This is a genomic window from Aliihoeflea sp. PC F10.4, assembly GCF_054612275.1.
The window spans coordinates 1133442-1151692 of the sequence record NZ_JBTSWH010000001.1 but is presented as its reverse complement, the minus strand read 5'-3'; the positions used below and the strand labels follow the sequence as shown (position 1 = coordinate 1151692).

The 18251-nt window shown below is 61.8% G+C and carries 17 protein-coding genes and 1 tRNA gene; 3 read left to right on the top strand and 15 right to left on the bottom strand.

Annotated elements, in window-relative coordinates; all coding sequences use genetic code 11:
• Positions 1–5: 5 nt before the first annotated feature.
• The 5 genes from ACX82Z_RS05720 to ACX82Z_RS05700 form a co-directional block, all read right to left on the bottom strand.
• On the bottom strand, positions 6–1484 hold the full coding sequence (locus ACX82Z_RS05720) for a DegQ family serine endoprotease (protein WP_459587127.1): 1479 nt from the start codon (positions 1482–1484) through the stop codon (positions 6–8).
• A gap of 125 nt (positions 1485–1609) precedes the next feature.
• Positions 1610–3097, bottom strand: a complete 1488-nt coding sequence (gene tig / locus ACX82Z_RS05715) for a trigger factor (protein ID WP_459587125.1) — start codon at positions 3095–3097, stop codon at positions 1610–1612.
• A gap of 136 nt (positions 3098–3233) precedes the next feature.
• Positions 3234–3318, bottom strand: a tRNA-Leu gene (locus ACX82Z_RS05710).
• 107 nt (positions 3319–3425) lie between these two features.
• A complete protein-coding gene (locus ACX82Z_RS05705; RefSeq protein WP_459587123.1) occupies positions 3426–3983 on the bottom strand; it encodes a GDYXXLXY domain-containing protein in 558 nt (185 codons plus the stop codon).
• On the bottom strand, positions 3980–5083 hold the full coding sequence (locus ACX82Z_RS05700) for a DUF2157 domain-containing protein (protein ID WP_459587122.1): 1104 nt from the start codon (positions 5081–5083) through the stop codon (positions 3980–3982). Before ACX82Z_RS05700 ends, ACX82Z_RS05705 begins: the two co-directional genes overlap by 4 nt.
• Positions 5084–5302: 219 nt before the next feature.
• On the opposite strand from ACX82Z_RS05700, the gene ACX82Z_RS05695 reads away from it, so the two are divergent.
• Both ACX82Z_RS05695 and trmFO read left to right on the top strand, forming a co-directional pair.
• Entirely contained in the window at positions 5303–5443 is a 141-nt protein-coding gene (locus tag ACX82Z_RS05695; RefSeq protein ID WP_459587121.1) for a DUF1127 domain-containing protein, read from the top strand.
• 215 nt (positions 5444–5658) lie between these two features.
• Complete coding sequence (gene trmFO / locus ACX82Z_RS05690; RefSeq protein ID WP_459587119.1) at positions 5659–7083, top strand: methylenetetrahydrofolate--tRNA-(uracil(54)-C(5))-methyltransferase (FADH(2)-oxidizing) TrmFO; 1425 nt, start codon at positions 5659–5661, stop codon at positions 7081–7083.
• 2 nt (positions 7084–7085) lie between these two features.
• Here trmFO and ACX82Z_RS05685 read toward each other — a convergent pair whose 3' ends face one another.
• From ACX82Z_RS05685 to yajC, 4 genes are all read right to left on the bottom strand, one after another.
• Positions 7086–7856: a phytoene/squalene synthase family protein gene (locus tag ACX82Z_RS05685; protein WP_459587117.1), complete on the bottom strand. Its 771-nt coding sequence runs from the start codon at positions 7854–7856 to the stop codon at positions 7086–7088.
• On the bottom strand, positions 7856–8245 hold the full coding sequence (locus ACX82Z_RS05680) for an Mth938-like domain-containing protein (protein ID WP_459587115.1): 390 nt from the start codon (positions 8243–8245) through the stop codon (positions 7856–7858). The genes ACX82Z_RS05685 and ACX82Z_RS05680 overlap by 1 nt, the downstream gene beginning before the upstream one ends.
• Position 8246: 1 nt before the next feature.
• Positions 8247–10835, bottom strand: a complete 2589-nt coding sequence (gene secDF, locus ACX82Z_RS05675) for a protein translocase subunit SecDF (protein WP_459587114.1) — start codon at positions 10833–10835, stop codon at positions 8247–8249.
• A gap of 242 nt (positions 10836–11077) precedes the next feature.
• Positions 11078–11419, bottom strand: coding sequence for a preprotein translocase subunit YajC (gene yajC / locus ACX82Z_RS05670; protein ID WP_459587113.1), 342 nt, complete (start codon positions 11417–11419; stop codon positions 11078–11080).
• Between the two features lie 205 nt (positions 11420–11624).
• Here yajC and ACX82Z_RS05665 point away from each other — a divergent pair, with 205 nt between their 5' ends.
• Positions 11625–12467 carry an ATP-binding protein gene (locus tag ACX82Z_RS05665; RefSeq protein WP_459911633.1) on the top strand — a complete coding sequence of 281 codons (843 nt, stop codon included), beginning with the start codon at positions 11625–11627 and terminating at the stop codon, positions 12465–12467.
• Between the two features lie 80 nt (positions 12468–12547).
• Here ACX82Z_RS05665 and ACX82Z_RS05660 read toward each other — a convergent pair whose 3' ends face one another.
• The 6 genes from ACX82Z_RS05660 to tatB form a co-directional block, all read right to left on the bottom strand.
• On the bottom strand, positions 12548–13783 hold the full coding sequence (locus tag ACX82Z_RS05660) for a peptidoglycan DD-metalloendopeptidase family protein (protein ID WP_459587111.1): 1236 nt from the start codon (positions 13781–13783) through the stop codon (positions 12548–12550).
• Between the two features lie 157 nt (positions 13784–13940).
• The gene (locus ACX82Z_RS05655) at positions 13941–14591 is read right to left on the bottom strand and encodes a protein-L-isoaspartate(D-aspartate) O-methyltransferase (protein WP_459587109.1); all 651 of its coding nucleotides are present in this window, start codon (positions 14589–14591) and stop codon (positions 13941–13943) included.
• On the bottom strand, positions 14591–15349 hold the full coding sequence (gene surE, locus ACX82Z_RS05650) for a 5'/3'-nucleotidase SurE (protein WP_459587108.1): 759 nt from the start codon (positions 15347–15349) through the stop codon (positions 14591–14593). The genes ACX82Z_RS05655 and surE overlap by 1 nt, the downstream gene beginning before the upstream one ends.
• A gap of 13 nt (positions 15350–15362) precedes the next feature.
• A complete protein-coding gene (serS, locus tag ACX82Z_RS05645) occupies positions 15363–16667 on the bottom strand; it encodes a serine--tRNA ligase (RefSeq protein ID WP_459587106.1) in 1305 nt (434 codons plus the stop codon).
• A 57-nt stretch (positions 16668–16724) separates the two neighbouring features.
• On the bottom strand, positions 16725–17552 hold the full coding sequence (gene tatC, locus ACX82Z_RS05640) for a twin-arginine translocase subunit TatC (protein ID WP_459587104.1): 828 nt from the start codon (positions 17550–17552) through the stop codon (positions 16725–16727).
• Positions 17549–18157, bottom strand: a complete 609-nt coding sequence (gene tatB / locus ACX82Z_RS05635; protein ID WP_459587102.1) for a Sec-independent protein translocase protein TatB — start codon at positions 18155–18157, stop codon at positions 17549–17551. The genes tatC and tatB overlap by 4 nt, the downstream gene beginning before the upstream one ends.
• Positions 18158–18251: the final 94 nt, after the last annotated feature.

Genomic DNA, 18251 nt, shown 5'->3' with positions numbered 1-18251 from the left:
ATCCGTCAGTATCGCATTGCCTGGCGCAGAAGACGCCCGTCGCGCTCCAGTGTAAAGCGCCACCAGCGGGTCTGTTCCGATGCCACCTGTTCGAGAGCGTCGGTCGAATCGATCTGCGTGCCGTTGACCTCATGGACGATATCGCCGCGGCGTAGCCCGAGGCTTGCGGCCGGTGAGTTGCGCGCAATATCGGTAACGACGACGCCGCGCGCCTGTTCGGGCAGGCGAAGGCGCTGGGCAATACGTGGCGACAGGCTGGCAACCGTTGCGCCCGCAAAGGGACTGCTGCCGTCGATCCGGCTTTCTGCACCGTCGACGCCTTCTGGCGCGCGGATCAATTCCACTTCGACGGTCCGTTCCTGCGACTGGCTCAGCACGCTCAGTTCAGCGGTGGAGCCGACCGAAAGCGTTGCCAGACGGTAGCCGAGTGCATCGGGATGCTCGATGGCGCGGCCATTGAGCGACAGGACCACATCACCGGGGCGAAGGCCGCCATTGGCTGCCGGGCTGTCAGGCGTCACGCTGGAGACGAGCGCGCCGCGCGGGCGCGCCATGCCGAGCGCATCGGCGATCTGGGCCGTGACAGGATCGAATCCGGCTCCGATATAAGGCCGCTCGAAGAAATCCGCGCCAGATCTCGCCGCGTCGACTACGGCGCGCACCATGTTCGACGGAATGGCGAAACCGATGCCGACAGACCCGCCCGATTGGCTGAAGATCGCCGTGTTGATGCCGATGATTTCGCCGCCCATATTGACGAGCGCACCGCCCGAATTGCCCGGATTGATCGCCGCGTCGGTCTGGATGAAGAAGCCGAAATCGGAAATTCCGATATGGGTGCGTGCGAGTGCTGAAACGATGCCGCTCGTCGTCGTCTGGCCGACGCCGAACGGATTGCCGATCGCCAGTACCAGATCGCCGACTGCGAGCGCATCGGAATCACCGAGTGCGATCGAAGCGAAGTCCTCGTCGCCCTCGATTTTCAGGACGGCCAGATCGAGCGACTCGTCGCGCAGCAGGATTTCGCTCTGGTACTCGCGCCCGTCCGGCAGCGCGATACGCACCTCGTCGGCGTCCCGGATAACGTGATTGTTCGTCACCACATAGCCCGACGCGTCCACCATGACGCCCGAACCAAGCGACGACTGGACGCGCGGCGGCATCTGACGGTTGAAGAACTGCTCGAAGAACGGATCGCCTCGGAACGGCGAACGCGCCTGCACCTGCTGCGAAGCATAGACGTTGACGACAGCAGGTCCGGCTTCAGCGACCAGTGGCGCATAGGAAAGTTGCACCTCGTCGCGGCTGAAGGGGAGCCTGCGCTGCGCGGCATCATCCTGGGGCTGGCTTTCCTCGGCCTGCTCCTGCGCGCCGCGAAGTCCGAAAAGGTCGAGAAGACCCCGCCCCTCGTTCTCCTGCGCATACACAAGGCTGCTTGCGAGCGCCGTTCCTGCCAAAGTCAAACCCAAGATCAATCGACGCATCCGCGAATCCCCTTGTCCGTCCGGTGCGCAATGTCGTGCGCGATTGTGCAAAATGGAAGGCCGATGCGGCCAGAAAACAAAAAGGGGCCACGCGGCCCCTTGATGTCGTTTTTCTCGGGAGGGACTTACTCGGAAGCCTCGTCCTTCTTGGCAGCCTTTTTCTTCGGCGCGGCCTTCTTCTCGGCCTTCTCGCCGTCTTCGGCCTTGTCCTTCGCCGCAGCCTTCTTCTTCGGAGCAGCCTTCTTTTCGGCGGCCGGCTTGTCGCCCGCTTCGTCCTCGTCCTCGGCCAGAAGCTCCTCGCGCGTCACCTTGACGTCGTCGACCTTCACTTCGTTGAGGAGATGGTCGACCACCTTTTCCTCGAAGAGCGGTGCGCGAATGTTGGCCAGAGCGCCCGGATTGTTGCGGTAGAAGTCGTAGACTTCCTGCTGCTGGTGTTGCGGAACGCGGCGGATCTGCTCGAACAGAGCGCGCTGGAGTTCGTCGTCCGAAACCTGCACACCGGCCTTCTCACCGATTTCGGCAAGGACCAGACCGAGGCGCACGCGGCGCTCGGCAAGGCGCTGATACTCGGTGCGGGCCTCGTCTTCCGTCGTCTCTTCGTCTTCGAAGGAGCGGCCGGCCTGCTCGAGGTCGCGTGTGACCTGCGTCCAGATATTGTTGAACTCGGCTTCGACGAGCTTAGAGGGCGCCTCGAACTTGTATTCTTCGTCGAGCGCGTCGAGAAGCTGGCGCTTAGCCTTCTGGCGGGTGATCGAACCGAACTGGCTCTCGATCTGGCCCTTCACGACTTCGCGGAGCTTTTCAGCCGATTCGAGACCGAGCTGCTGCGCGACTTCGTCGTTGATCTCCAGATCGCCGGCGGCTGCGACTTCCTTGACGGTCACGTCGAAGGTCGCTTCCTTGCCTGCAAGGTTCTGCGCGCCGTAATCGGCCGGGAACGTGACCGTGATGGTCTTCTCCTCGCCAGCCTTCAGGCCAACGACCTGTTCCTCGAATCCGGGGATGAACTGGTTGGAGCCAAGCACGAGGTTGGCGTCTTCGGCCGAACCGCCGTCGAAAGCTTCGCCGTCGATCTTGCCGACGAAATCGATCGTGACGCGGTCGCCATCGGCGGCCTTGCCTTTCTTGGTCTCGTAGGTGCGCGCGGACGACGCAACCTGCTTGACCTGCTCCTCGATCTCGCTTTCGGGAACGTCATAGACCTGGCGGGTGATCTTGATGCCCGAAAGGTCCTTTTCCTCGATCGCCGGAATGACCTCGTAGTCGATCGAGAATTCGAAATCCTCGCCGCCATTGAGGATCTTCTCGGCTTCCTTCTCGTCCTCGGTCATGGTGATCTCGGGCTGCATCGCAGCCTTTTCACCACGCTCGGCAAGGATGTTGCGCGGCGAAGACGAGATGATCTCGTTGACGACCTCGGCCATGAAGGAGCGGCCATACATTTGGCGCAGGTGCTGCACCGGCACCTTGCCGGGACGGAATCCGTTGATGCGAACCTTGCCCTTGGCGTCGGACAGACGCTCCAAAAGCTTGGCTTCCATGTCCTTGGCGGGCACGGACACCTTGATCTGGCGCTTGAGCCCGGAATTGAGCGTTTCGGTTACCTGCATCTCTCACCTTCTTATCGCATGCTGCTGTCGCGACGACGCGCCGCCCAGCGTGCTGAATTCGTATTGGCCTGAGCCGGATCGCACGACGAAACCGGTGCGCTCACTCCGACTCTGCGTTCATTCTCAGGGTGCCCGTTGGTGCGGGTGGAGGGACTTGAACCCCCACGCTTTTCAGCGCTTGGACCTAAACCAAGTGCGTCTGCCAATTCCGCCACACCCGCTTCACCAGCAGTCAGCCCTTGAAATCGGGTGGTCTATATCATCGGCTACCTATCGATCAAAGGAAATTTGCCGTCAAAACCGGCTTTTTTCTGACGATTGCCGGCTGTCAAAAAACCGGATCGCTATAGATGGGCACGCCTTCGTGCAGCAGCGAGCGGATTTGCGCGGACCCGTCGGCTGCAACGGCAACGACGACCTCGAACCGATCCTGCCGCATATTCCCCTCTATGCCGCGGCCTTCACCCTCCGGCACGTAGAAGCGCTCGATCCCGAAATCTGATCGCACCATGCCGAAGATGGAACTGCGCACCGCACCGCGAATATCCACTTCGCCTTCCTGAAGTGCAGCTTCCGGCGGTGAACCCATCCGCGCCGCGATCGGCCGAAATGTGCCGTCTTCAGCCGGTGCGACCCGCACATAAATCGTGTCGCCAGCTCTTGCGCCTTTCGGCGCAAGATCGCCGCGCAACGCCGATACAGGATAGGAAAGCACGACATAGTCGCCGCGCAGGAGGTCGCGCGGATCGATCGGCTCGACGACCATGGTCACATCCGTTCCGTCACGCAAAATGGCGGCCCGGCCGGCGATCATCCATCCGATGAAGGCGATCTGCAGCAAGGAGATGACGACGGCGGTCAAAATGATGGATGGCAGCTTTTTCATGAAGCCGCCTCCCCGGCCAACCGGCGCTCGAAACGTGAGACGGCGAATGCGAATATCGCAAAGGCAAGCGCCGCGATCAGCAGGAAACCAGCGGTCGACAACATCGTGCCGATCATGCGGATATAGACAAAGGAAAGCTCGGCCGCGAAGGCCGTATAGACGAGGCCGCGAATGGCCCGGCTTTCGCGGCCGCCCATCAACAGCACGCCGACAAGCATCACCAGGAGAAAAGCAGCCAGGATTGCAAGTTCCACACCCTCGTACCATTCCGAATGCAACATCGTCGCTGCCAGCATGGCATAAAGAAGCAGATGGATAGGCAGTCTGCCGCCCAGTCGCAACATGCGCTCGAACGGATCGGGCATGCGTATGGCGGCAGCGAACAAAGCGGTTGTGACGATCAGCAGCCCTGCGGCAAACCACACGCCCCAGTCATCGAACAGCATGGCGAAATAGAGCGCCAGCGCCACCATTGCCGCGTGGCGCGCCAGTGCGCTTCCAGTCCGAAATGAGATGGCGTAAGCCCCGGCAAGCAGAAGCGGGTAAAAGTGGTTCGCGTTGTGATAGGAGGTGAAGATCGCATAAGTCTGCCCCCAATATGCGATCGCCCACGCTACCGAGAGACCAACGCAGGCGACCGTGAGCGCGCGCGACGAGAATGCGACGGCGGACACTGCGGTCGCGATATACCAGGTCAAAAACGCGCCGGCCGCGTCGCCCGACAGATGATACATCTGGCCGACCAGCGCGATCGACGCTCCGAAGGCAGCCGCCCCGACAATCCAGAGTCCTTCGGCCACGTGCTTGTTGCCGCGCGCCTTTTGCCAGGCTCCGCCGGTATTGGCCGCCAGGATGGTGGCGGCAAGGAGCGCACAGCGTACGATGCGCGGAATCGCGTCCCAGTTTGCTGCGACAAAGATGAGGATTGCGGCGGCGAACAGGACCGCTGACATGACGACGAGCGTTTCGACCACGCGTACGCCGCCGACATGGCGGGAACTGATGTCTGCGCGCAGCCGATCGCCGATCGCCCGATCGATAAGGCCACGCTTTTCCCAGTGATCTATTTCGCGCTGCACAATGCGTCGTTGCGGAAACATCCCTCTCCCTTCAAGCCCATACTCAGCGGGCTTTCAGACGCCGCGCGATTGCGACGAAACCATGGCTGCCTCAAAATTAAGCCATAAGCGTTGAGGCGCGTTAATGCTGCAATGCACAATTGCAAATGAGGCATGCAGAAACTGCACTTCAAATAGGCAGGCTGCTCGATTATTTGCACGCCATACAGCAAGAACAACTGAAAACGAACGAGCAAGAACATGAACCTGATCCGCAACTACCGCAACTGGCGCCGCTACCGTGACACCGTCAACGAGTTGAGCCGCCTGTCCAACCGCGAACTGAACGACCTCGGCATCGCCCGCGGCGACATTCCTTTCGTCGCCCGCAAGGCCGTCTAAGACATTTCAGTAGCTCCGCTCGCCCTTACCTCCTCCCAAAGGGCTTGAGCGCGACGACCGGCGTGTTTTCCTCCTCCCAACGCGTCGGTCCCCAACAGCGACACCCGCCGGTTCCCTCCCCGGCGGGTGTCGTGCGTTTCGGGAGGGCATTTTTTTCGAAGTCTGCTTGCGAAGCTTTGATTTGCAAAGCACCGGCGTTCGGATTATCTCGCCGCATGACCCAAAAACCCGTACATGTCGTCGGCGGTGGCCTCGCCGGTTCCGAAGCGTCCTGGCAGCTCGCGCAGGCCGGCGTGCCCGTCATTCTGCATGAAATGCGCCCCGTTCGTGGAACCGACGCCCATAAGACCGAGGGGCTTGCCGAACTCGTCTGTTCAAATTCGTTCCGATCGGACGACGCCGAGACCAACGCAGTCGGTGTGCTGCACGCGGAAATGCGGCTTGCAAACTCGCTCATCATGGCCTGCGGTGACGCCAACCAGGTCCCGGCCGGCGGCGCGCTTGCGGTCGATCGCGACGGGTTTTCCGACGCGGTGACGCAAAAGCTCGAAGCTCATCCGCTGATCACCATCCGCCGCGAGGAAGTCGATGGCTTGCCGCCTTCCGATTGGGACCAGACCATCATCGCGACCGGGCCGCTCACAGCGCCCTCGCTGGCCAATGCGATCGCAACGGCTACCGGTGCGGACGCGCTGGCCTTTTTCGACGCCATCGCGCCCATCGTCTATTTCGATTCCCTCGACATGGACGTCTGCTGGTTCCAGTCGCGCTACGACAAGGTCGGACCCGGCGGAACTGGCAAGGATTACATCAACTGCCCGATGGACAAGGACCAGTACTTTGCCTTCGTCCAGGCGCTGATCGACGGCGGCAAAACCGAGTTCAAGGAATGGGAAGGCACGCCGTATTTCGATGGCTGCCTGCCGATCGAGATCATGGCCGAACGCGGCGTCGAAACGTTGCGTCACGGCCCGATGAAGCCGATGGGCCTGACCAACGAACACAACCCCGACGTCAAGGCCTACGCGGTCGTCCAGCTTCGCCAGGACAACGCACTCGGCACGCTCTACAACATGGTCGGCTTCCAGACGAAGCTGAAATATGCCGAGCAGGCGAGCATCTTCAGGATGATTCCCGGTATGGAAAATGCCGAGTTCGCACGGCTCGGCGGGCTGCACCGCAACACCTATTTGAATTCGCCGACGCTGCTCGACGGCTCGCTGCAACTGAAGTCGCGGCCGGGCCTGCGTTTTGCCGGCCAGATCACCGGCTGCGAAGGTTACGTGGAAAGCGCCGCCATCGGACTTCTGGCCGGCCGCTTCGCCGCTGCGGAGCGCATGGGCAACCCGCTGCCCCTGCCGCCCGTAACAACTGCTTTCGGTGCTCTGCTCAACCATATTACGGGCGGGCACATCACATCCGACGATGAGCCGGGCAAGCGCTCGTTCCAGCCGATGAACGTCAATTTCGGCCTCTTCCCGCCGCTCGATCCCGGCACCAAGCTTAAGCCCGACGGTTTCGAAGGGCGTTTTCGCGGCAAGGACAAATCGGTTGCGAAGAAGAAGGCGATGAGCGCGCGCGCCTTGAGCGATGCGCGCGCATGGCTCGGTGTCGCGCCTGCCGTGCAGGCTGCCGAATAGAGCTATCGCGGCTGCGGCCAACCGCGCGTTGCGACCTTCAACACAGACCATTGCCGGCGCAACCGCCCCGGTCGGGCCCCCGGTCGCAGGCGCGGTGCAAGGTGAAGAAAAGCGGGCGAAAGTTCTCCGGGAACAGTCGCGACGGCGTGGCGAAATGCACCTGCGTGCTCCATGGCGAATGCATCGATGGCAGAAACGAGAGTTTCAGATGGCGAGCTTTCGCCATCCGTCCTGTCGATACCCGCCGACCTCAGAATATCGTCCGGTACCAGCGCGCGCGGATGAAGATCGTTGCGCAAAAGCCGGTCGAGCACTGCAAGGCATGCCCCATGCCCGCACGCGTCTGCGGCAAGGTGAGCCTGTTCGCGATCGAGGATAAGGCAGGCAAGCTGCATGATCAGCCCCTCCGTCTGGCCCGCATATGCCTCGAGATCGGCGCGCGTTAAGAGCGGGTCGTCGTAAAGATCCGCGATCCGGGCATCGAGATAAGTGTCGAACGCTGCACGGGGTAGATTGTGCCGTTCGATCGTCTCCTTCAAGGCATCCGCCAAGGGGTTGCCGGAGCGTTCCGAAATGGGCGTGGTGAGTGCATCGGCCCACCAGCGCAGGCGAATTTCGCCGGCCATGCCCTCGCGAACCTTATGGCGAAGCGAAGCGATCTCGGCATCGAAAGCGTAAAGCGCAAATAGGGGCTCGCGCTTGTCGGCTGGCGCAAAAAGCGTAGCGAAATAGCGATCGGGATCGCCATCCCGCACCATCTGCGCCAAATCCATCAGTCGACCGCAATCAGTGCGGCAGCGACGGCGCGTTCCTCTGCCAGAAGAACATTGAAGGTGCGCACGGCAGCGCCTGTCGACATCGGATCGGCACCGATGCCGGCCGCGCGCATGCGTTGTCGTAGCCCCGCTGGCAAAGGCTTCAGATCGGTTCCCATGCCGACGAGCAGGATTTCGATGTCGGCCGCTTCCTCGATGACCCGGTCGAAATCACCCGCCGTCAATGCTTTCAAGTCGGCGGGCTCCCAGCCATGGATGCCCGATGGCAGGCACAAGATCGAGCCGCGATGCGACATGTCGGCGAAACGAAAGCCGCCATTGCCATAGGCATCGATCGGCGCGCGGCCTGGAAAGTGCGCATCCCGGATGATCAGGCCGCCGGCCATGTCAGCTTCCAGCCGGAAGCTGTGTCCCTGCGTCGTGCTGCGCCTGCGCTTTCGCTGCCTTTTCCTTTTCCTCGGCCGTGTCGAAAATGTCCGGCCGCAGCTTGAAGAGGACCAGCATCGGACCGGCGACGAATACCGAGGAATAGGTGCCGATGAAGATACCGACGATGATCGGGAACACGAAGACCGCCAGAACCTCACCACCGAAGAAGTAGAGGGCAGCCAGCGCCAGAAGCGTCGTCAGCCCCGTCAGCAACGTGCGCGAAAGTGTCTGGTTGAGCGACAGATTGATCAAGTCATCGAGCGGCATCTTCTTGAATCGTCGCAGATTCTCGCGAATACGATCATAGATGACGACCGTATCGTTGATCGAATAACCCACCACCGTCAAAATCGCGGCTATCGACAACAGGTTCATTTCAAGGCCGAGCAACAGGTAAAGCCCCACCATCATGACGACGTCATGCGCCGTAGAGATGATCGCGCCGACGCCGAACTGCCACTCGAACCGAACCCAGATGTAGATGAGAACGCCGATCATGGACATGATGATGCCGATCGCGCTCGTCCGCGCCAATTCGCTGGAAATCGTCGGCCCGACGATCTCCACGCGGCGGAACTCGTAGTCATCCTGCAGAACGCCGCGCACCTGATTGACGGCAGCTTGCTCGGCAGTGTCGCTCTCGCCGTCCTGGGTGCCGATGCGGATCAGAAGTTCGCTCGGATCGCCAAACTCCTGAACCTGAACCTCGCCGAGGTCGAGCGACAGGAGACGATCGCGCACGTCACCGACATCCGCTGTACCCGACCGTGCCTGCACCTCGATGCTCGATCCACCACGGAAATCGATGCCGTAGTTGAACGGCACCATGAAGAACATGACGACGACTGCGATGGACGCCGCACCCGAGAGTGCGAAAGCCAGGTTGCGGAACTTCATGAACGGCAACTTGGCTTCAAGCGGCAGATAATGGACGAGCCCGGCAGGAAGCTTTGTCGGCTTGAATTTCTTCAGCCAGTATACCGCGATCAAAAGGCGCGTGAAGGTGTAGGCCGTGAAGACGGTCGTCACGATGCCGATGGCCAGCGTGACGGCGAAGCCACGAACGGGGCCGGTTCCCATGTAGAACAGGATGCCTGCAACGATCAGCGAGGTCACGTTCGCGTCGATGACGGTGTTAAGCGCGCGGGCAAAGCCCTGGTCGAGCGACTGGATCAAAGATCGCCCTCGCGCAACCTCTTCGCGAACGCGTTCGAAAATGATCACGTTCGAATCGACCGCCATGCCAACCGTCAGGACGATACCGGCGATGCCCGGCAGCGTAAGCGTCGCGCCCAATATCGTGAGCGTGGCGACAAGAAGGGCGAGGTTCGCGACCAGCGCGATATTGGCGATCAAGCCGAGACGCCCGTAGATCAGGAACATCGACGCGACGACCAGCAGGCCGCCGACGATCGTCGCCATGACGCCCGCATCGATCGAATCCTGACCGAGGCTCGGTCCGACCGTACGTTCCTCGATGATGTCGAGATCGGCAGGAAGCGCGCCGGCACGCAGGAGCACCGCTAGATCGTTAGCGCCCTGAATGGTGAAATTGCCGGAAATCTGCCCCGAACCGCCGAGGATCGGCTCATTGATACGCGGTGCCGAAATGACTTCGTCATCGAGAATGATCGCGAAGGGACGACCGACATTTTGCTGCGTCGCCTGACCGAAACGGGTCGCGCCCTGATTGTCGAAGCGGAAAGACACGACCGGCTCGTTGGTACGCTGGTCGAACGTCGCCTGTGCATCGATGAGGTTTTCGCCCGATACGATGACCCGGTTTTCGATCAGGTACGGAACGCGCGGTTCATCGGTGGAGTAGAGAATGCGTGTGCCGGCCGGCGGACGGCCGTTGAGCGCATCCTGAACGTCGTTGGTCACGTCCACCATTTGAAAAGTGAGCTGCGCCGTCTGGCCGAGCAGTTCTTTCAGACGCTCAGGATCTTGCAGACCGGGCACCTGAACGAGGATGCGATCCTCACCTTGCCGCTGGATGATCGGCTCGGTCGTGCCCAGTTCGTTGACGCGGCGGCCGACAACCTCGATCGACTGGTTGAGCGCGTTGTTCAGCCGATAGGCAATGCCCTCATCCGTGAGCGCCAGCCGAAACAGACCTGGCTCGCTCTCGGTGAGACTGATTTCCGTGACGACGCCGGAACCGAACAGGCCCGACGAGACGGGTTCAGCCAGACCTTGAAGCGCAGTACGCGCTGCGGCGACCTGGTCTGTGTCGCGCACGCGCACCTGCACGGTGCTGCCACTGTCGGAGAGGCCCGTATAACCCACATTCGCGCCGCGAAGCGTCGTGCGAACGTCGTCGCGCAGCGTCTCCAGCCGATCGTTGATCATTCCCTGCCGGTCGATCTGGAGCAGCATGTGCGAGCCGCCTTGAAGATCGAGACCGAGCGTCATCTGGCGCTTCGGCAACCAGTCCGGCAGCGCGCCCAGCGTCGATTGCGGAACCATGTTCGGCGCGGCCAGAACCACACCAACAAGCACGGTCAGCCAGATCAGGATCGACTTCCAGCGGGGAAAGTAAAGCATCGGGTCTCGTTCCAGGCACAAGGTCGCGCCTGCGGCGCGGTTCCCATGCGGTTTTGGCATCAAGGCGGCAAAGCCGTCTGGCCGTGCCGATACGATGCATCCTCAATCGTTCACGACGCCACCCAAAATGGAGCAGCGCCTTCATCGAAAAGGCACAACCTCGACCGACAGCGGTCCCCACCTCGCGGTCATGCCATATTCGCCTAAGGGAATCCGAAACAAGTCGTGATCCCCAATTGCGACTACTTCTTGGCGTTCTGGTTCGCGACCGGCTCGCCCTTGACGCGCACGTCCGCGATCATCGAGCGCAGGGAAACGACCTTCACGCCGTTGCCGAGATCGATTTCCAGCTCATTGTCGTCGGTCACCTTCGTGACCTTTCCGACAAGACCGCCGCCGGTAATGACAGTGTCGCCGCGTCGGACTGCACCCAGCATCTCCTGCCGCTTCTTCATCTGCGTGCGCTGCGGACGGATGATGAGGAAATACATGATCACGAAGATCAACAGGAAAGGCAGGACGCTGATGAAAATGTCGGGGGCTCCGCCACCTGCTGCCTGCGCATATGCGGGGGTCACGAACATTGCTTGCTCCTGTCGAAAATATGCGAAGGGACCGCGATATGCGGCCCCGTGAAATCGGCGCGAATATAGTCGCTGGGCCGATCAATGCAACTCTTGTTGCTTCTCGTTACACCGCTTTGCGCATCTGCCCCTGCGTGATAGAGCCGCAGCTGACGGGAACGCGAGCGGAGAAGAACAGTTGGAACGTGACGATGTCGCCGCGCTGATGGCGCGGCTCGACCGCCTGGCAAACGCCATGGAGAAGATGACGCCGCGCACGGCGCAGACGCCCGATTTCGCAGCGGCGGACTGTTTTGTGTGGAATGCAGAGAGCCTTGCCCTCGATCCGGTCACGCGCGTCAGCCGCGTCGAGATCGGCCTGATCCGCGGCGTTGACCGCGTCCGCGACATCCTCGTCGACAACACGTTGCGTTTCGCTTCCGGCGCTGCCGCGAACAACGTTCTCTTGTGGGGCGCGCGCGGCATGGGCAAATCCTCGCTGGTAAAGGCCGCGCATGCACAAGCTGCCGAGCGGACCGGCGACGGCACACTCAAGCTGATCGAGATTCATCGCGAAGACATCGACACGCTGCCGAAGCTGCTCGGCCTTTTGAAGGATACGCCGTTCCGCTTTATCCTGTTTTGCGACGATCTTTCCTTTGACCATGACGATACGTCGTACAAATCGCTGAAGGCTGCGCTTGAAGGCGGCGTGGAAGGACGACCCGAAAACGTCGTCTTTTACGCAACCTCCAACCGCCGGCACCTCCTGCCCCGCGACATGATCGAGAACGAACGCTCGACCGCGATAAATCCGTCCGAGGCGGTGGAGGAAAAGGTCTCGTTGTCGGACCGTTTCGGCCTCTGGCTCGGCTTCCACAAATGCTCGCAGGACGACTATCTGGCGATGATCGACGGCTACGCGACCCATTTCGACTTGCCCGTCGAGCGTGAGGCACTGCATCGCGACGCGCTCGAATGGTCGACGACGCGCGGTGCGCGCTCCGGCCGCGTCGCCTGGCAATTTATTCAGGATGTCGCCGGGCGGCTTGGACGCAAGCTTGGCTGAAACGCGAAATGCCCGCCCCGCAAGCGGGACGGGCAGACGCAATCCTGGACTGGAGAACTACAGGACCGGCCGATGAGGTCCTATTCGAGATAACCGGCTGGGTTGACTGGGCTGGAGTCCTTGCGAACCTCGAAACGCAGCTTGGGTGCGTCAGCGTTGCCGCTCATGCCCGAGGTTGCGATCTGCTGGCCGCGCGTGACCTTTTCGCCGCGTGCGACTTTGAGGTCGCTGGCGTGGCCATAGACCGTGACGAGCCCATCGTCGTGGCGCACCAGAACGGTGTTGCCGAACTCTTTCAAGCCATCGCCTGCATAGATGACGACGCCGTTCTCGGCCGCCATGACGGGCGTGCCCTGCGGTACGGAGATGTCGATGCCGTCACCGCTTGCGCCGGAGCCGAAATTGTTGATGACGCGGCCACGTACCGGCCAGCGCATCTTGCCGACGCCTGTGGCGTCCGGTGCGGCCGCAGCCGTATCGCGGGCAGCCGATTCGATGGAAGGTGCGGCAGCCGAAGGCGCGTAGGCCGCTTCCTGCGTACGCTCGGGTGCAGAGGGTTGCTGCGGAGCAGGCGTCGCTGCCGTCTGGACCGGATCGGTGCGCTGCGGCTGCGGCGCGGCGCTTGCAACCTGCGTTGTCGCAGGCTGCGAACCACCGGCCGGAATGGTCAACGTCTGGCCGATGCGAATCAGGCCGCTGTCAAGATTGTTGGCGCGCCTGATAGCGTCGGCGCTGACGCCGGTGCGTCGCGAGATCGCCGAAAGCGTATCGCCCGACACGACGGTATAAGACGAGCCGTTGCCCGATGCCGCCGCCGTTTGAGGAGCCTGAAGCGTATTCGGCTGGCCGACATTCGGAGCCGTCGAGACGGCCGCGACCTGCGCTGGCTGCTGTGGCTGCGAGGGAGCCGGAAGACCATTTGATGCAGGCTGCATCGGCGCAGGCTGGTTGACCTGCGGAGCAGATGCCTGGCCGGAGGGCGGAGCAAGCGTTGAACGGGCGACCTGCGAATTGGCCTGCCCCGAATACATCGGCTGCTGCTGGGGCTGCTGTTGGTAGCCGCCCTGCTGCTGATAAACCGGCTGCTGCTGCGCGTAGACCGGCTGGCCGCCATTGACGGCTGCCTGCGGCACCGGCGCACCGCGCGAACCTGTCTGCGCTACAGAACCCGTATAGGTCTGATCGACATTACCCGGATATTGCTGCGCGACTGGAGCGACCGCCGCCGTCTGCTGCGTCGAGTTCGTGAAAAGCGAATCCTGGAACCGCTGGACATTGGAACTGCAGCCGGCTGCAACGCCGCCGATGACAGCCACGGCGGCACCGCGCAGAAGAACTCGTCGTGTCTGATGAGAAAGGCCGAAGCACATGGCAGAACCCGCAATTACCCGATACCAACTAAGCTCGATTAAAGCGCGTTAATCTTACTGCGGGGTTAAATTCGGTGGCGAATCTGCGTCAAATCGAAGGAAATCAGATGGAAGCCGCTGCGCCCTTCACGATCGGCTGGAAGCGAACGCGCCCGATATCTTCGCGCTCGAACCGGCTACCGACCTTTGTCAGCCGCGCCAGAGCCTGCTCGTCCTCGGCTGGGCCGATCGCCGCGACCATCACTCCGTTCGAGGATAGCTGATCCACGAAATGACGCGGCAGCGTATCGAATGCGCACCAGCATATGATTCGATCGAACGGGCCTTCCACGGCCACATCCGAGAGCCCGTCCGCATGGCGCGCGATCGCATTTGTCAGGCCGAGCGTCTCGAACCGTTCCTGCGCCTGCGCGGCAAGCGTCTTGTAGCGTTCGAGAGAGAACACCCTGCCTGCGATGCGGGCCATGACGGCTGCCGTATAGCCCGACCCGGTCCCGATCTCGCAGACGCGCTGGCCTGGCTGAAGCCCGAGCGCCGAAAGACACTTCGCCTGAAGGTCGATGCCCTCGATCGCCTCCCCGCATTCTATGGGGACCATACGGCGCGACCATGCGTCGTCGCGCCATTGATCGGGAACGAAATTCTGGCGCGGCGTCGCCTCGATGGCCGCGATCAATTCGCGGCCGGTGATGCCGAGCGAACGCGCGCGAAGCAAAAACGCGGCGAACCCCTCGCGCTCGGTCGAGTCCGTCATCAGGCGAGCGCTTTCTTCAACTGGTCCTTTACCTCGTTCGCGGTCAGGTCGAGATGAAGCGGCGTGACCGAGATGTGCCGGTCGCGAAGCGCGGCAAGATCGGTGCCTTCGCGTATCTCGGATTGCGCGCGATTGAAGCGAAGCCAGTAATAGGGGAAACCACGGCCGTCGCGGCGTTTGTCGAGCGACAAGCCGTGAACGCGCTTGCCCTGATTCGTCACGAGCGTTCCCTGGACCTCTTCGGGCGGGCAATTCGGAAAGTTGATGTTGAGAAAAATGCCCGGCTGAATTCCTGCGTCGAGGACGCGCTTCAAAATGGCAGGTGCATGCCTTTCAGCCGTTTCCCAGTGAAGCGTGCGCCCTTCCTCGGTGACGTTGTAACCCTGGCTGAGCGCAATCGAGGCGATGCCCAAAAGCGTGCCTTCCATCGCGCCGGCGACGGTTCCCGAATAGGTGACGTCATCGGCGACGTTCGCGCCGGAGTTTACCCCCGAAAGCACGAGGTCCGGCGGCTCTGGCAGGATTTCCCGCACGCCCATGATGACGCAATCCGTCGGCGTCCCGCGCACGGCGAAATGCCGGTCGGAAATCTTGCGCATCCGCAAAGGTTCGGACAGCGACAGCGAATGCGCGAAACCGGACTGGTCTGTCTCCGGCGCCACGGTCCACACATCATCGGACAATTGCCCCGCGATCCGCTCCAGAACCTTCAAGCCTTCGGCGTGGATGCCGTCGTCATTGGTAAGCAGGATACGCAAGGCCAAGTCTCCCTTATCGGTTTCCGATCTTTTCCAGTCCGCCCATATAGGGCCGCAAAGCTTGCGGGACGGTGACGGTGCCGTCTTCGTTCTGATAATTTTCGATGACGGCAATCAATGCACGCCCGACGGCCGTGCCCGAGCCGTTCAGCGTATGGACGAAACCGACGCCCTTGCCGTCCGCCTTGCGGTAGCGCGCATTCATGCGCCGCGCCTGAAAATCCCCGCAGACCGAGCAGGACGAGATTTCGCGGAACGTGTCCTGCCCCGGCAGCCAGACCTCGATGTCGTACGTCTTGCGTGCGCCGAAGCCCATGTCGCCTGTGCAAAGCGTTACCGTGCGGAACGGCAGGTCGAGACGCTTCAAGACTTCTTCTGCGCAGGATGTCATCCGCTCATGCTCGGCGAGCGATTCGTCGGGGGCAGTGATCGAGACGAGCTCGACCTTATAGAACTGGTGTTGGCGCAGCATGCCGCGCGTATCGCGTCCGGCCGAACCGGCTTCCGAACGGAAGCACGGCGTCAGTGCCGTATAGCGCAGCGGCAGCCTGTCATTGGCGAGGATTTCCTCACGCACGAGGTTGGTGAGCGAGACCTCGGCGGTCGGGATAAGACCGAGTCGGCTGTCTCCGTGCGGCACGAAAAACAGATCTTCCTCGAACTTGGGCAACTGATTGGTGCCGAACAGCACCTCGTCGCGCACGAGCAACGGCGGCAGGACTTCCGTATAGCCATGCTCGGTGGTGTGAAGGTCGAGCATGAACTGCCCGAGCGCCCGGTCGAGCCGCGCGATTTCGCCGGAAAGCACCGTGAAGCGCGAGCCGGAAAGCTTGGCGGCGCGCTCGAAATCCATCTGGCCGAGCGCTTCGCCGATCTCGAAATGCTCGCGCGTCCAGTTGGACTTACGCTTGCCCTCACCGACGCGGCGGACTTCGACATTGTCGGCCTCGTCCTTGCCGAGCGGTACGCCGTCGAGCGGAATGTTGGGCAGGACGGCAAGCGCATCATGGAGCTTGCGATTCAGATCGCGCTCGGTCGCCTCCCCATTTTGCACGAAGGTCTTGATGTCGGCCACTTCCGCTTTAAGACGGTCGGCCAGCGCCATGTCGCCGGAGCGCATCGCATTGCCGATCTCTTTCGAGGCTGCGTTGCGGCGTTCCTGCTTTTCCTGCAGCGCCACGAGATGGGCGCGGCGTGCCTCGTCATGCGCGATGATTCCCTCGACAGCCCGGTCGGCATCCGACTGCGCCCAGTTGCGCTTGACGAGCGCGGTGGCAAGCGCCTCGGGCTTTTCGCGAATCCATTTGATGTCGAGCATTTCAGGCGTCCCGATGATCTGTTTGGGACTGGCCGCGGGAGGCGTCGCGGAAAACGATCAGGCCTCGGAGGATGCAGCCTCCGCCGCTTCGCGGGCGATGCGTTCCTGTTCGCGCGTGCGCTCGATCCGGCGGACAATCCAGATGGAGACCTCGTAGAGAAGGATCGTCGGCAGCGCAAGACCGATCTGGCTGACCGGATCGGGCGGGGTGATGACGGCGGCGAGCACGAAAGCGGCGACGATCATGATCTTGCGCTTGTCGACCAGCGCCTGTGCGGAAAGAAGGCCGACGCGCGCCATCAGCGTCGTCACCACGGGCAACTGGAAGACCAGCCCGAACGCGAAGATCAGCGTCATGATCAAGCTGAGATATTCCGACACGCGCGGCAGGAGCGAAATCTGGATTTCCTGACCGGGACCGACCTGCTGCATCGACAGGAAGAACCACATCACCATCGGCGTGAAGAAGAAATAGACAAGCGCCGCGCCCATCAGAAAGAGAATGGGCGATGCGATAAGGAACGGCAGGAACGCCGAACGCTCGTTCTTGTAGAGACCGGGAGCGACGAACTTGTAGATCTGCGTCGCGATCAGCGGGAAGGCCAGAACCATGCCGCCGAACATGCCGATCTTGATCTGCGTGAAAAAGAATTCCTGCGGCGCGGTGTAGATCAGGTCGACCTGATCGGGATTGAAGCCCGCCCATTCTGTCGCCCACTGAAACGGGACGACGAGCAGGTTGAAAAGTTCGCGTGCGAAGAAGAAGCACACCAGAAAGGCGAGGAAAAAGCCGATCAGCGCACGAATCAGACGCGATCGAAGCTCGATGAGGTGATCCAGCAGCGGAGCGGAGCTTTCCTCCAAATCGGTATCCGGTTTGCTCACTTGTCCGCCTTCGCCCTTGCGGCGGGCTTTGCCGTCGCTGTCTTCACAGTCGTCGTCTTTTTTGCTGCAGACGCGGCTTTCGGCTTCGCCGCCACAGCAGGCTTAGCAGTGCTGGTTGCCTTCGCCGGCGATTTGCGGGCTGATTTGGCGGCTTTCGCCGGCCCGGCCGCAGACTTTGCTGCCTTCGCCGAGACGTCCGGCTTGTTCGCCAAAGCTTCGGGAAGCGCCGCTGCGCCGACTTTCTGCGGCTCGGCCGGCTGCGGGGTCGATGCGGGCTTTTCGGCAGAAATCGGAGTAGCAGGCTTCATCGCCTTGTCGACGCCGGCGCGCACATCCTTGGCGGCCTGTTCCATCGGGTTCAACGCCTTGCGGATTTCAGCGGCAGGGTTGAGTTTGCGCGCATCGTCGGCCAGCGACTTCAGGTCCTCAAGCTCGGCTTCCTTCAGCGCCTCGTCGAATTGCTTGCGAAAATCGCCCGCCATCGAGCGCACCTTCGACATTGTCTTTCCGAAGCTGCGCAGGACATTCGGCAAATCCTTCGGGCCGACGACCACGATCAGCACGATCGCGATGATGAGGATTTCAGACCAGCTCAAGTCTAGCATCGTTCAATTCCGCGTCAGGCGCGCAGGACATGGGGCGCTTTGCGCCGATACCGGCGCAAAGGTGCGATGGCATGCGCGAGCGATTCACCCGAAA